This window comes from Enterobacter cloacae complex sp. I1M, from assembly GCF_014982425.1.
Taxonomy (GTDB): Bacteria; Pseudomonadota; Gammaproteobacteria; order Enterobacterales; family Enterobacteriaceae; genus Enterobacter; species Enterobacter intestinihominis.
Genome location: NZ_JADCLG010000005.1, coordinates 221,338 through 236,501 on the forward strand (window position 1 = coordinate 221,338; position 15,164 = coordinate 236,501).

Annotated in this window: 11 protein-coding genes; 9 read left to right on the top strand and 2 right to left on the bottom strand. The window is 53.1% G+C overall.

The features are described 5' to 3' along the window. The first annotated feature begins 52 nt into the window (after window positions 1–52). Complete coding sequence (lpxM, locus tag INF86_RS02720) at window positions 53–1,024, top strand: lauroyl-Kdo(2)-lipid IV(A) myristoyltransferase (protein WP_193543199.1); 972 nt, start codon at window positions 53–55, stop codon at window positions 1,022–1,024. A 43-nt stretch (window positions 1,025–1,067) separates the two neighbouring features. Here lpxM and pyk read toward each other — a convergent pair whose 3' ends face one another. Both pyk and INF86_RS02730 read right to left on the bottom strand, forming a co-directional pair. Beyond that, complete coding sequence (gene pyk / locus INF86_RS02725; protein ID WP_003859767.1) at window positions 1,068–2,510, bottom strand: pyruvate kinase; 1,443 nt, start codon at window positions 2,508–2,510, stop codon at window positions 1,068–1,070. 114 nt (window positions 2,511–2,624) lie between these two features. Beyond that, window positions 2,625–3,494 carry a MurR/RpiR family transcriptional regulator gene (locus tag INF86_RS02730; protein ID WP_003859769.1) on the bottom strand — a complete coding sequence of 290 codons (870 nt, stop codon included), beginning with the start codon at window positions 3,492–3,494 and terminating at the stop codon, window positions 2,625–2,627. Window positions 3,495–3,848: 354 nt separating this feature from the next. On the opposite strand from INF86_RS02730, the gene zwf reads away from it, so the two are divergent. The 8 genes from zwf (at window position 3,849) to INF86_RS02770 (ending at window position 15,162) form a co-directional block, all read left to right on the top strand. Further along, window positions 3,849–5,324, top strand: a complete 1,476-nt coding sequence (gene zwf, locus INF86_RS02735) for a glucose-6-phosphate dehydrogenase (protein WP_022648481.1) — start codon at window positions 3,849–3,851, stop codon at window positions 5,322–5,324. A gap of 234 nt (window positions 5,325–5,558) precedes the next feature. Next, window positions 5,559–7,370, top strand: coding sequence for a phosphogluconate dehydratase (gene edd, locus INF86_RS02740; protein WP_023300442.1), 1,812 nt, complete (start codon window positions 5,559–5,561; stop codon window positions 7,368–7,370). A gap of 39 nt (window positions 7,371–7,409) precedes the next feature. Then, the gene (gene kdgA, locus INF86_RS02745) at window positions 7,410–8,051 is read left to right on the top strand and encodes a bifunctional 4-hydroxy-2-oxoglutarate aldolase/2-dehydro-3-deoxy-phosphogluconate aldolase (RefSeq protein ID WP_003859774.1); all 642 of its coding nucleotides are present in this window, start codon (window positions 7,410–7,412) and stop codon (window positions 8,049–8,051) included. Window positions 8,052–8,386: 335 nt separating this feature from the next. Continuing rightward, window positions 8,387–10,900, top strand: a complete 2,514-nt coding sequence (locus INF86_RS02750; protein ID WP_193543200.1) for a type VI secretion system tip protein VgrG — start codon at window positions 8,387–8,389, stop codon at window positions 10,898–10,900. Further along, on the top strand, window positions 10,897–13,011 hold the full coding sequence (locus tag INF86_RS02755) for a DUF3274 domain-containing protein (RefSeq protein WP_193543201.1): 2,115 nt from the start codon (window positions 10,897–10,899) through the stop codon (window positions 13,009–13,011). The genes INF86_RS02750 and INF86_RS02755 overlap by 4 nt, the downstream gene beginning before the upstream one ends. Before the next feature lie 9 nt (window positions 13,012–13,020). Then, window positions 13,021–13,728: a hypothetical protein gene (locus tag INF86_RS02760; protein WP_193543202.1), complete on the top strand. Its 708-nt coding sequence runs from the start codon at window positions 13,021–13,023 to the stop codon at window positions 13,726–13,728. A 3-nt stretch (window positions 13,729–13,731) separates the two neighbouring features. After that, the gene (locus INF86_RS02765; RefSeq protein WP_193543203.1) at window positions 13,732–14,439 is read left to right on the top strand and encodes a hypothetical protein; all 708 of its coding nucleotides are present in this window, start codon (window positions 13,732–13,734) and stop codon (window positions 14,437–14,439) included. Window positions 14,440–14,442: 3 nt separating this feature from the next. After that, complete coding sequence (locus INF86_RS02770; RefSeq protein ID WP_193543204.1) at window positions 14,443–15,162, top strand: hypothetical protein; 720 nt, start codon at window positions 14,443–14,445, stop codon at window positions 15,160–15,162. Window positions 15,163–15,164: the final 2 nt, after the last annotated feature.

The following is a 15,164-nucleotide window of genomic DNA, read 5'->3' on the forward strand; positions in this document are numbered from 1 at the left end:
CATCGCTACACTATCTGAATATATTTTTGCGTCACCAGACCCTGGAACCCGCATGGAAACCAAAAAAAACAATATTGAGTACATTCCCGAGTTTGAAAAATCCTTTCGCCACCCGCGTAACTGGGGCGCCTGGCTTGGCGTATACGCGTTTGCTGGCATGGCGTTGCTACCTGCTTCCCTCCGCGATCCGGTGCTCGGAAAAGTGGGGTGCCTGGCAGGGCGCTTAGGTAAAAGCGCACGCCGCCGGGCGCAAATAAACCTTCTGTACTGCTTCCCGGATAAAACCGACGTCGAACGCGAAGCAATCATTGATGACATGTATACCACCGCGCCACAGGCCATGGCGATGATGGCGGAACTGGCCCTAAAAGGGCCGGAAAAGATCGTCGACCGCGTTGACTGGAAAGGGCTGGAAATCATCGACGAGATGCGTCGCAATGATGAAAAAGTGATTTTCCTGGTGCCGCACGGTTGGGGGGTCGACATTCCGGCAATGTTAATGGCGTCGCAGGGCCAGAAAATGGCGGCGATGTTCCATAATCAGGGAAACAAAATCTACGATTTCGTCTGGAATACCATGCGCCGTCGCTTTGGCGGACGTCTGCACGCCCGTAACGATGGCATTAAGCCTTTCATTCAGTCGGTACGTCAGGGTTACTGGGGCTACTATCTGCCCGATCAGGACCACGGTCCTGAGCATAGCGAGTTCGTCGATTTCTTCGCGACCTATAAAGCTACGCTACCCGCGATTGGTCGCCTGATGAAAGTCTGCCGTGCCCGCGTGATCCCGCTGTTCCCGGTTTATGACGGTAAAACGCATCGCCTGAGCATTGAGGTACGTCCGCCGATGGACGATCTGCTGACCGCGGACGATCGCACCATTGCACGCCGCATGAATGAAGAGGTGGAAGTGCTGGTGGGACCACATAAGGAGCAATATACGTGGATCCTGAAGTTGCTCAAAACGCGTAAACCTGGCGAAACAGAGCCGTACAAGCGTAAAGAGCTTTTCCCGAAGAAATAGGAAACCTTCACCCCTCTCCCCTTAGGGGAGAGGGGATCGGAGCTTACTCTACGGTCAGTACGCGGGTGGTATTGGTTGAGCCGATGGTGCTCATCACGTCACCCTGCGTCACGATAACGATATCACCGGATACCAAATAACCTTTGTCGCGCAGCAGGTTCACGGCATCGTGCGCGGCGGCCACGCCATCGTTGGTGCTGTCGAAGTAGACTGGCGTCACGCCGCGATACAGCGCCGTCAGGTTCAGCGTACGCTCGTGACGGGACATGGCGAAGATCGGCAGACCGGAGCTGATGCGAGACGTCATTAGCGCGGTACGGCCAGATTCGGTCATGGTGATGATCGCCGTGACCCCTTTCAGGTGGTTGGCTGCGTACATCGCGGACATCGCAATCGCTTCTTCCACATTGTCGAACTGGATATCCAGGCGGTGCTTGGAGACGTTAATGCTTGGGATCTTCTCCGCACCCAGGCAGACGCGCGCCATGGCGGCCACGGTTTCCGCCGGATACTGACCCGCAGCGGTTTCTGCTGACAGCATCACCGCGTCAGTACCATCCAGCACGGCGTTCGCCACGTCCATGACTTCCGCACGGGTTGGCATTGGGTTGGTGATCATGGATTCCATCATCTGGGTGGCGGTGATCACCGCGCGGTTCAGCTGACGCGCGCGACGGATCAGCGCTTTCTGGATACCGACCAGTTCAGGGTCGCCAATTTCCACGCCCAGATCACCACGGGCAACCATCACCACGTCAGACGCCAGGATCACGTCGTCCATCGCGTCCTGATCGCAGACCGCTTCAGCGCGTTCCACTTTCGCAACGATTTTCGCATCGCAGCCTGCATCACGCGCCAGGCGGCGAGCATAGTTCAGATCTTCGCCGCAGCGGGGGAAGGAGACGGCCAGATAATCCACGCCGATCTGCGCTGCGGTCACGATATCCGCTTTGTCTTTATCGGTCAGCGCTTCGGCAGACAGGCCACCGCCGAGTTTGTTGATGCCTTTGTTGTTGGAGAGCGGGCCGCCGACGGTCACTTCGGTGAACACCTTCATACCCTGAACTTCCAGCACTTTCAGCTGTACGCGTCCGTCGTCCAGCAGCAGGATGTCGCCAGGCACAACGTCAGCAGGCAGACCTTTGTAGTCGATACCCACTTTTTCCTTATCGCCTTCGCCTTTGCTCAGGTTGGCATCCAGCAGGAATTTATCGCCGATGTTGAGGAAGACTTTGCCCTCTTTAAAGGTCGATACGCGGATTTTTGGACCTTGCAGGTCACCGAGGATAGCAACATGGCGGCCCAGTTTAGCTGCGATTTCACGCACTTTGTCGGCACGTAATTTATGGTCTTCTGGCGTACCGTGAGAGAAGTTCATGCGCACCACGTTGGCACCCGCGGCGATAATCTTCTCGAGGTTATTATCGCGGTCGGTGGCCGGGCCTAGGGTGGTGACGATCTTGGTTCTGCGAAGCCTTCTGGACATGTAATACTCCGTTGACTGAAACAACTTTGGTGTTGCGTGAACATAGAATCGGCCTTCATCTATCGCAAGGCAGTAGCGAGGGGACCGAATGCCGTAAATCGTACATCGTCGTTATTAGGGAACATCGCTCTTTATAAGCAATTCTTTATCAAAACGCGATTCTTTCAGGGCTTCCTTGACCCGCTTCAAGTTATCCCGGAATTTTGCGCCCCGGCGTAAAGTAAAACCGGTCGCCAGCACGTCGATGACCGTCAGCTGCGCCAGGCGGGAGACCATCGGCATGTACATGTCGGTGTCTTCCGGTACGTCCAGGGTGATGGCGAGCGTTGCTTCCCGGGCCAGCGGCGTACCTGCCGTCGTCAGGGCGATGACCATCGCATCGTTGTCACGCGCGAGTTGCGCCAGCTCCACCTGGCTCTTGGTGCGGCCCGTATGGGAGATGAGTACCACGACATCATCTTCGCTACAATTCATACAGCTCATGCGTTGCAGCACAATGTCATCGGAGTAAATCACCGGCACGTTAAAGCGAAAGAACTTATTCATGGCGTCATGCGCCACGGCGGCGGACGAGCCAAGGCCAAAGAAGGCGATCCGTTTGGCCTGCGTGAGAAGATCGACCGCGCGATTCACTGAACTCATGTCCAGAGACTGGCGAACATGGTCGAGCGTGGCCATTGCCGATTCAAATATTTTTGCGGTGTAAGCATCAACGCTGTCGTCTTCATCTACATTGCGATTAACATACGGGGTACCGTTTGCCAGACTTTGTGCCAGATGCAGTTTAAAATCAGGAAAGCCGCGGGTGTCCAGACTACGACAGAATCGATTGACCGTCGGTTCGCTGACGCCCGATTCCTGTGCCAGAGCGGCGATGCTTGAATGAATCGCCTGAGCGGGCGCGGCGAGAATAACTTCAGCCACTTTGCGCTCGGATTTGCTAAGGTGTTCCAGTTGAAACTGGATTTTTTCCAGCATGTTCATTGTTAACAAGACGCTCGTGAGGGCATAAACGATTTCATAGAGATGAAACCTTGATTCGATTTAGCCGATATTACCCCCGGGACACCCGAAAGGGTAATCGTCGACAAGAAATGTTGTTGTTTTTTTTCATTACTTGATCGACGTCGGGTTTTGCTCTGACCCTGTTGCGCAAAGAATCGACATTAGTTGCGTCACCAGACGGGCATTATGGCACCGGCGACGAAAAATCACCGTATCGCACGTGACGTTAAGCGCTAATGGTTTCAGGAAACGCGTAAAAGCAGTACAGTGCATTGTAATAAAATTACAACGATACCTGGCAGAGTACCAGGAGATCTAACTGAGGAGAATGACATGGCGGTAACGCAAACAGCCCAGGCATGTGACCTGGTCATTTTCGGCGCGAAAGGCGATCTTGCACGCCGAAAATTGCTGCCTTCCCTGTATCAGCTCGAAAAAGCGGGCCAGATCCATCCCGATACCCGAATCCTTGGGGTAGGGCGCGCCGACTGGGATAAGGAGGCTTATACCAAAGTCGTGCGCGAGGCGCTCGAAACCTTCATGAAAGAGAAAATCGATGAAAGCCTTTGGGATAAGCTGAGCGGGCGTCTCGATTTCTGCAATCTGGACGTCAACGATGTAAGCGCCTTTACCCGTCTGGGTGAAATGCTGGACCAGGAAAATCGCGTCACCATTAACTATTTCGCCATGCCGCCAAGCACCTTCGGCGCCATCTGCAAAGGTCTGGGCGAAGCGAAGCTGAACGCCAAACCGGCGCGCGTGGTGATGGAGAAGCCGCTGGGTACGTCGCTGGCAACCTCGCGTGAAATCAACGACCAGGTGGGCGAGTTCTTTGAGGAGTGTCAGGTTTACCGTATTGACCACTATCTGGGTAAAGAGACGGTTCTGAACCTGCTGGCGCTGCGTTTTGCCAACTCCCTGTTTGTGAACAACTGGGACAACCGCACTATCGACCACGTGGAAATTACCGTGGCGGAAGAGGTGGGCATCGAAGGCCGCTGGGGCTACTTCGACCAGGCCGGCCAGATGCGTGACATGATCCAGAACCACCTGCTGCAAATTCTGTGCATGATTGCCATGTCTCCACCGTCAGATCTGACGGCCGACAGCATTCGTGACGCCAAAGTGAAAGTGCTGAAATCACTGCGCCGTATTGACCGCTCCAACGTGCGTGAGAAAACCGTGCGCGGCCAGTACACCGCAGGTTTTGCCCAGGGGAAAAAAGTCCCTGGCTATCTGGAAGAAGAGGGCGCGAACAAGTCCAGCAACACCGAGACGTTTGTGGCGATCCGCGTGGATATCGACGACTGGCGCTGGGCCGGCGTGCCGTTCTACCTGCGTACCGGGAAACGTCTGCCGGCAAAATGCTCCGAAGTGGTGGTCTACTTCAAAAATCCGGAACTGAACCTGTTCAAAGAATCCTGGCAGGAACTGCCGCAGAACAAACTGACTATTCGTCTGCAACCGGATGAGGGTGTGGATATTCAGATCCTGAACAAAGTGCCGGGTCTTGATCACAAACACAACCTGCAAACCACCAAGCTCGACCTGAGTTACTCTGAAACTTTCAACCAGACGCATCTGGCCGATGCTTACGAGCGTCTGCTGCTGGAAACCATGCGTGGTATCCAGGCGCTGTTCGTCCGCCGCGATGAAGTGGAAGAGGCGTGGAAGTGGGTGGACTCAATCACCGAAGCGTGGGCAGCCGACCAGGACGCGCCAAAACCGTATCAGGCGGGAACATGGGGACCTGTCGCCTCCGTTGCGATGATCACCCGTGATGGCCGCTCCTGGAACGAGTTTGAATAACCCCCATCTCTAGCCCAAAGGTGTTATTTTACCGGTAACATGATCTAACACAGCAAGTGGCATAATTTTTAATCTTTTAAGCTCCGCGTGGATTCACCCGCGGAGCTTTTTTTATTACACTCCCTTCAGACATTTTGCCCCTGTGCTCCGGATATCAGGCGTTTCAGCGTTGTTAACAACCGTCAGAAACTGTGTAAACTCCCGAGCCTGGACAGATAAATTAGAGGAGCTTTTATGAATCCGACATTGTTACGCGTAACACAACGCATCGTTGAACGCTCGAAAGAGACCCGTGCTGCCTACCTTGCCCGCATCGAACAGGCGAAGAGTGAAACGGTCCATCGCTCACAGCTGGCCTGCGGGAATCTGGCCCACGGCTTTGCCGCCTGCCAGCCTGGTGATAAAGACGCGCTGAAAAGCATGCTGCGTAACAATATCGCCATCATTACCTCCTATAACGACATGCTTTCAGCCCACCAGCCGTATGAGGTTTACCCGTCTATCATCCGCAATGCGCTGCACAGCGTGAACGCGGTGGGCCAGGTTGCAGGCGGCGTGCCGGCCATGTGTGATGGCGTGACTCAGGGACAGGACGGTATGGAGCTGTCTCTGTTGAGCCGCGAAGTGATCGCCATGTCGGCGGCAGTGGGCCTCTCTCACAATATGTTTGATGGCGCGCTCTACCTGGGCGTATGCGACAAAATCGTCCCGGGGCTGGTGATGGCCGCGCTGTCGTTTGGCCATCTGCCAGCGATTTTTGTGCCGTCAGGCCCGATGGCAAGCGGTCTGCCAAACAAGGAAAAAGTCCGTATCCGCCAGCTGTATGCCGAAGGAAAAGCGGACCGTCAGGCGCTGCTGGAAGCGGAAGCCGCGTCCTATCACGCGCCGGGCACCTGTACGTTCTACGGTACGGCTAACACCAACCAGATGGTGGTGGAGTTTATGGGGATGCAGCTACCGGGCTCGTCGTTCATCCAGCCGGATGCGCCACTGCGTAAAGCGCTGACCGAAGCCGCAGCCCGTCAGGTGACGCGCCTGACCGGTAACGGCAACGAGTGGATGCCAATGGGCAAAATGGTGGATGAAAAAGTCATCGTCAACGGGATTGTCGCCCTGCTGGCGACCGGCGGTTCAACCAACCATACCATGCACCTTGTCGCGATGGCGCGCGCGGCGGGCATTCTGATCAACTGGGATGACTTCTCCGAGATCTCCTCCGTGGTACCGCTGATGGCGCGTCTGTACCCGAACGGTCCGGCGGACATTAACCACTTCCAGGCCGCGGGCGGCGTGCCGGTGCTGATGCGCGAGCTGCTGAAAGGCGGCCTGCTGCATGAGGATGTCAACACGGTGGCGGGCTTTGGCCTGCATCGCTATACCCTTGAGCCGTGGCTGAACAACGGTGAGCTGGACTGGCGCGAGGGGGCGAGCAACTCGCTCGATCCTCAGGTTATCGCGACCTTCGAACAGCCGTTCTCTCCTCACGGCGGCACCAAAGTGCTGAGCGGTAACCTTGGGCGTGCCGTAATGAAAACTTCTGCCGTGCCGGAAGAGAATCAGGTTATCGAAGCCCCGGCGGTGGTGTTTGAAAGCCAGCACGACGTTTTACCTGCCTTCGACGCGGGTCTGCTTGATAAAGACTGCGTAGTCGTGGTGCGTCATCAGGGACCAAAAGCGAACGGGATGCCAGAATTACATAAACTTATGCCGCCGCTTGGTGTATTATTGGACCGCCGTTTCAAAATTGCGCTGGTGACCGATGGACGCCTCTCGGGGGCATCCGGTAAAGTGCCTTCAGCGATTCATGTCACCCCGGAAGCCTACGACGGCGGCCTGCTGGCGAAAGTCCATGATGGAGACATGATCCGCGTTAACGGTCAGACAGGCGAGTTAACCCTGCTGGTGGACGAAGCAGAGCTGGCGGCGCGTCAGCCACATATTCCTGACCTGAGCGCATCCCGCGTGGGTACCGGACGCGAGATGTTTGGTGCGTTGCGTGAGAAACTCTCCGGTGCGGAGCAGGGCGCAACCTGTATTACGTTTTAAGACGACTTGATTTTAACGATCTGGCGAGAGAAAACTCTGATGAAAAACTGGAAAACAAGTGCAGAAGCAATCCTGACTACTGGCCCTGTCGTGCCGGTTATTGTGGTAAACAAACTGGAGCACGCTGTCCCAATGGCGAAGGCGCTGGTTGCGGGTGGCGTTCGTGTTCTGGAAGTGACCCTGCGTACTGCCTGTGCGATGGATGCGATTCGCGCTATCGCCAAAGAAGTGCCGGAAGCGATCATCGGTGCTGGTACGGTTCTGAATGCGCAGCAGCTGGCGGAAGTGACCGAAGCGGGCGCACAGTTTGCCATCAGCCCGGGCCTGACCGAGCCGCTGCTGAAAGCCGCAACCGAAGGTTCTATTCCGCTGATCCCGGGTATCAGCACCGTTTCTGAACTGATGCTGGGTATGGACTACGGCCTGAAAGAGTTTAAATTCTTCCCAGCTGAAGCGAACGGCGGCACCAAAGCGTTGCAGGCGATTGCAGGCCCATTCTCCCAGGTGCGTTTCTGCCCAACGGGCGGCATCTCTCCGGCCAACTACCGCGACTACCTGGCGCTGAAAAGCGTGCTTTGCATCGGTGGCTCCTGGCTGGTTCCGGCGGATGCGCTGGAAGCAGGCGACTGGGATCGCATTACTAAACTGGCTCGCGAAGCGGTAGAAGGCGCGAAACAGTAACAAATGCTCAATGCATAAAGCAGGCCCTCTGGCCTGATGCTGGTCACTTTATGTGACCAGCATGTATAAGTTCTTCTTCTTCCCACAAACATTTTTAATATCCCTAACCCCCAGGCGTATCATTCTTCATTATTAAATAATCCCTCACTTATATATTTGATGAATAATTCATTCTTAATTTATCTGTGATGAAATTGCCTGGGCTCTTTTTATTTATTCTGTGAATAATATTACTTCCTTTGAGTCAATTCAACTTGAGGTTGGGTATTTTAATAGGAGAACGATAGGTGTATTGTTTTTAATAAACGGAATGTTTGTTAAAAGGATAAATAATAATGTCAGGGGAATCTGAGGTGGCTCAACGGTGGGACACGTTAAACAGATATTTATTGTATTTCCCGCGTAGCAAAAATGTTATTTCTGATGTTCATTCTTTTACAGGAAAAGAGATATTAAGCGAGCCTTATCGCTATACCATCCGCTTTACCAGTCCGGATCAAAACATTGCCATTAATGCTGTTCTTAATCAAAGGGCTGAGTTTATTCTGCGTGCACCCAATCTGGAAGCCTCATGGCATGGGCAAACCTCCTGGCTGCCGGTTCGCCAGATTAATGGCACGATCACCCAATTTTCCCGGCTGATGTCTTCAGGTGACGAAGCACTGTATGAATGCGTGCTGGAGCATGAGCTGGCGCTGCTGGATCAAAATTACCGTTCTGCGGTTTACATGAACATGACAGTCCCGGAGCTCGTTACAAAGCTGATGAAGGACAGTGGTCACTTTGACGGCTACAACATTGATTTTGAGCAACTGAGCCACAGCTATCCACGACGGGAAATGATCATTCAGTGGAAAGAAACCGATTTGCGGTTCATCCGTCGGCTGCTGGCAGAGATAGGGATCTGGTTCCGTTTTGAGAATCACAACAAAGTGAAAACGGAAACCGTCGTTATTTTTGGGGATTCTGCGCGTCGTTACAACTTCAGCGACAAACAGATGCCTTATGTCCGACATTCAGGCATGACCAGTTATAACGAATACATCACCGATCTGGAGGAGCAGCACGGCCTGATCCCAAAAAATGTGTTGGTTCGCACCTATAACTACCGTGACCCGCAATCGCCGCAGACGGATAAGACCATTAAAACGAGCGATATTCCCGAAGGTGTAACGACAGGCCAACACTATCACTATGCCGATCACTATCTTGCTGCGGGGGATTTTCACGGTGAAGAGGCGGAAACCGCCGCATTTTACGCTCGTCTGCGTTATGAACGCCTGTTGAACGGACAGAGTCTTCTGGGGGCGACAACCAGCGATCCCGAGCTTCAGCCAGGCATTATGTTTTATCCCTCAGGGCCTGTACCTGACGGGTTTAAGTCCGGGTTTGTGATAACTGCGATGATTATCCGCGGCAGCCGTGCTGAACACTATCGCGCCGTACTTTCTGGGATCCCCTATATCCACGGCTATAGCTTCCGTCCTGAATACATATCCCGGCCGGTGATAGCCGGAACGGTGCCCGCCAGAGTGAAGGCTATCGGGGGAGATAAAACCTATGCCGGACTTGATGCGGTTGGACGCTACCGGGTTAAGTTCGATTTTGACCTTGATGAAAAACGGGTCGGATTTGAAAGCGCCCTGGTACGCCTCGGCAGGCCGTACGCCGGTGACACTTTTGGTATTCACTTTCCGTTGCTGGAGGGGACTGAAGTTGCCGTAGGTTTTGAAGGCGGCGACCCGGACAGACCTTTTATCGCCCATGTCATGCACGACGGCAGCCACCCGGATTTAGTCACAAACCGTAACGATACCCGAAACGTGATCCGCACGGCCGCGTTGAACAAGATCCGTCTTGAAGATCGTCGCGGGCAGGAACACATCAAAATCTCTACCGAGTACGGCAAAGGGCAAGTGAGTGTGGGCCACCTGGTTGATGCTGAGGGCAAAAAGCGCGGGGAAGGTGTGGAGGCTCGCACCGACGACTGGATGGCGCTGCGTGCTGCCAAAGGCGTGATGATCACCACGGAAGCACAGCCCCGCGCGGGGGGTAAGCAACTGGATATGACAGCGGCTATTTCACAACTCGAAAAGGCGTTATCGCTGGCGATGACCCTACAACAAAGTGCGCTTACGGCAGGTGCGAGTAATGTGGAAACCGATCGGCAAAATGCGCTCAGCCAGACGCTGAGTCATCTCGCGGAGCCCGGTATCTTGGCATATGGAAAAAGTGGAATTGCGCAGGTTACGCCGGACAGCCTGCAATTGTCAGCCGGGAAAGACCTGATTGCCACAGCGGGCGGGAATGCCAGCGTGAATGTGGTGAAAAAATTCTCGCTGGCCGTAGGGGAAAAACTGTCGCTGTTTGCCCGCAAACTCGGCATCGAGATGATTGCCGGTGCGGGGGATATTACGACGCAGGCGCAGCGGGGCGAAATGCACATGCTGTCGCAGCAGGATTTCACGCTGACGAGCACCGCCGGGAAAATGAACGGCAGTGCCAGAAAGGGAATGCAGTTTGTCTGCGGGGGCGGCGGGATCCGTATCAGCCCGACCGGACTGGTCACGATTTTCTCGCCGACGGGCATTGAGCTCAAAGCGCCGAGCCTGAAATACGACGGTCCGGAAAGTGTGTCGGTACCGACGCCATCCTTTGACAAAGGCGCCTTTAAACTTCGCTACAAACTGCACGCCTGCGATGATCCGGAGCAAATTCTGGCAAACAAAAAATTCAGGCTGACCAGTGCATCCGGTCAGGTGGTGGAAGGCGTGACGGACAGCTCCGGTCGTTCAACACTGCTCGATGCTGACGACCTCGACAGCTATAAAATGGAGATAATGGAATGACGGAGGCGAAGACAAAACCCTACGCTCCACGGGTGGTATCAGAAGGCGATATTCCGGTACACAAAACCCTGGGCGAAGTCGCCCAGACGCGCAACGTCGGGATACCGCGTCCGATGCCCGGCATTGTGATCCTCGTCCATGGCGTGAACGACGTGGGTGAAGCTTACCAGAATCAGGAGAAAGGAATACTTGTCGGGCTGGGTAAGCGACTCAACCGGCAGGATTTTTACGCCCACGAATGGAAAGACTACAGAATTATCACTCCCGGGCGTTCCCCCATCATCCCGTTTTACTGGGGATATAAACCGGTTACGCATGCTGACTACCGGGCGGACCAGAAGCGCTACCGGGAGGAAGTCGGGAAGCTGAGTGACAAAGCGCATCTGCCCTATGATGCGTACCAGGAAGATAACGAGACGAATAAAAAGTCGCTGGGTAATGACGGGAAAGGGCCGTTTCAGTACCAGAACGATAACTTTAAAAATGCACTTGATACGAGTTTTGCCAAGGGGGGCGGGACCTTTGCCAACGCAACGACGACGATCCCGGATATGCTGGGACCCGGCGCCGGTGGCTTCGGCGTTGCCGCTGCGGGATTTGCCTCGCTGCACTTCAATGATGGCGATTTTACCCATCCTATCTATGAAAGCCCACACCGCATTTACCAGTTTTTTGCCGCTCAACGGCTGGCGGATTTGATTTTAACTATCCGCCGAAATCCGGTCACAGCAAATGATGTTATCAACGTAGTGGCGCATAGTCAGGGCACAATCCTTACCATGCTGGCGAATATGTTGGTCAAACAAGAGGGATTAAAGCCTGTCAACTGTGTCATTCTTAATCACTCACCGTATTCTCTTAAGTCGCGCGTGGCTGAAAATATTCAGCCGGGTTATCAACAGACCGACGATGCCAGACAGCAGACATTTAAAAATTTCTGTCGCCTTATGCATACGCAATGGAAAGGTGGCGGGAAAATAGCAGAGAGCGAATTACTGGCTCTGGAGGCCTCCTGTACCCTGCGTAAACCTTCCGATAATCCGCTACGAACGGATGACAGATATTGCCGAAGCAACGACGGAAAAGTGTATAACTACTTTTGCCCGAATGATGGCGTCGTGTCGCTGGAGAATGTGCAGGGGGTTGGCTGGCGGGGCATTCCTCAGAATATTGCCAGTGATATACCGAATCTGTTTCAGCGCGTGTTTTACCAGCATGGTGAAGTAGGAAAAATCCCTGACGCTAACCCCTTTGAGCTACCATCGCGAAATGAGGGGGATGCAAAATATGCCTTTCTCACGAACGCCAGTTACAGCGCTCGCGATGTGGTAATAAACGGTGAGGAGTTACCGGAACCTTTTATTTTCAAACTTCAGGGGGAGGATAATCACCCGGATAACGATCCTAAAACCAGTGATAAACCGTATACCTATTATGTCGATCCGGACAGCCCGGACGCCTACATTTCCTATTCCGCCAAAGCCAGCGCCATTAAGCGCACGGTAACGACAACCTTTGCTGTGAACCGCTATCAAAATATTGGCTGGCAGCCGGGTCACGTTTTATCTGCTTCAGAGCTTAAAGAAGAGAGTTTTGAACGCAAGCATGAGGTTATTTATGGTGAGGTGTCAGGTTCGCGTGATTTTCAGTTAGTTACCCTTACCTGGAAGAAAACACCGGAAGAACTGCAAGCGGAATGGCAGAAAATTGACCCGGTAGGCTACAGCCAGCACTCCTCTATTGTGATGAGCGAATTTGCGCCATCGCACGCTATGGCGTTTGATTTGGCTATTGGGCAGTGCAAATCATTCGATTATCAGGCGGGGAAATTTTGGGAAGGGTTGTTACATCGTGCGGACTGGCGCGATCCGCAGAACGGCAATGCCGATGCCAGAGAATATTATCGTTCGGGAAGGTTGCCAATTGCTGAGACGAAAGACTTCATGAACAGACCTGACGAAGTGCTTCCAAAGAGCACTTACGGTGTGAAAAATCAGTTTAACAAACATACCTCTTTCAAGCCTTCTCACGATCAGGTTTCAGGAAATCAAGAATTGAAAAGCCTCCAATGGGATATGCCAAAACCAATGAGTGACAGTCAACTGGCGTAAGGACAAAACATGAAGGGATTATGCAAAGCTCTTGCTGCTATAGCTATCTTGCTGACAACTGGATGCCAGGCGAAAGAGCCACCGACGCAGATAGTTTACCGGTTCGATGATCACCGTTACCTTGAGTTAAAAGGCTGGGGCTGTGAAGGCGAACTCTGGTACACGGATAAGAAGCGAGGCATTCACACCGAACCAGTTAGTCAGTTTTATCGACTCTTTACCCGTAAATTTATTCATCCATCAGAGCGATATATTGCACTGACGGGATGGGGAGTGAGTGGATTCATAGTATCTAAGGACTATGGGAAAACGTGGCGCTCTGTAGCGTTTTCACCAAATCATAATGAACCCAATGGTGATGACTACGCGCCGTATGAGGATATTATTTCTTTCACCGTCGTCAACGATCAGGGCTTTTTACTGACCAAACACCGGCTGTATATGTCATCAAAGCCATTTGAAGACCCGCGCATTCTGCCCGGTGGGCCGGGGATTGCCTATACCGTGGATGACGGAATGGGAAATAAAGTAAGCGATACGCTGGACCCCCGTTTCCCTGGCTGGGCCTGGGGAATGGTCTATATGACTAAGCAGGGGCTTAAGCACAGCACGCAGCAATTTAAGGCTAACTGGCAAGATTTACCCGACAGCGTACCCGAAGTGAAGGAGTACACCGGCTGGGATCATATGCGCTGTGATATGGATGCGGGGCGATAACTGATGAAAGGATTATGTACCGTTCTCGCAGCTACGTCCGTTGTGCTGGCAACCGGATGCCAGGCGAAAGAACCGCCGACACAGGTTGTTTACCGGTTCGATGATCATCGTTATCTTGAGTTAAAAGGCTGGGGCTGTGAAGGCCAGCTCTGGTATACAGATACGAAAAGGGGTATTCATTCACAGCCTTATTTTCAATTTTATCGAGTATTTACCCGTAAGTTTATTCATCCATCAGAACGATATATCTCAATTCCTAACTGGGAGGTGGATGGGTTTCATGTATCGAAAGACTATGGCGAAACATGGAAAGCTGTCGGTTTTTCCCCAGCGGGTAATGAACCAAATGGAGATAACAGAGCACCCGCAGAAGATGCAGTGTCTTTTACCGTCGTCAACGATCAGGGCTTTTTACTGACCAAGCACCGGCTGTACATGTCGTCAAAACCATTTGAAGACCCGCGCATTCTGCCCGGTGGGCCGGGGATTACCTATACCGTGGATGACGGAATGGGAAATAAAGTCAGAGGTAAGCTGGAACCCGGTTCTTCTGGCCCTGCTTGGGGGCTGGATTACATCACCAAAGAAGGTCTGCACGAAGATATATCTCAATTTAAGACAAACTATCAGGACCTACCCGACAGCGTACCCGAGGTGAAGGGCTATACCGGCTGGGATCATATGCGCTGTGATATGGATGCGGGGCGATAACTGATGAAAGGATTATGTACCGTTCTCGCAGCTACGTCCGTTGTGCTGGCAACCGGATGCCAGGCGAAAGAACCGCCGACACAGGTTGTTTATCGGTTCGATGATCATCGTTATCTCGAACTGAAAGGCTGGGATTGCGAAGGTGAACTCTGGTTTAGCGATACTAAGAAAGGTATCCATTCACAGATTGCCAGTCAGTTTTATCGAATCTTCACCAAAAAATTCGTGCATCCTTCAGAGCACTATCTTGCTATTCCGTGGTGGGGAAATGTTACTGGTGGTTTTTCAGTATCAAAAGACTATGGGAAAACGTGGGAAAGAGGTGGTGCATCTATGTCATCAGGGAGCAATGAACCTGATGGAAGTAACGCTCCTTATTATGATGATGTTATATCTTTCACCGTCGTCAGCGATCAGGGCTTTTTACTGACCAAACACCGGCTGTATATGTCGTCAAAACCATTTGAAGACCCGCGCATTCTGCCCGGCGGGCCGGGGATTGCCTATACCGTGGATGACGGAATGGGAAATAAAGTCAGCGGGAAGCTGGAACCCCGTTCCCCTGGCTGGGCCTGGGGAATGGTCTACATGACTAAACAGGGGCTCGAGGGCAGCACGCAGCAACTTAAGGCAAACTGGCAAGTTTTACCCGACAGCGTACCCGAAGTGAAGGAGTACACCGGCTGCGATCATATGCGCTGTGATATGGATGCGGGGCGATAACT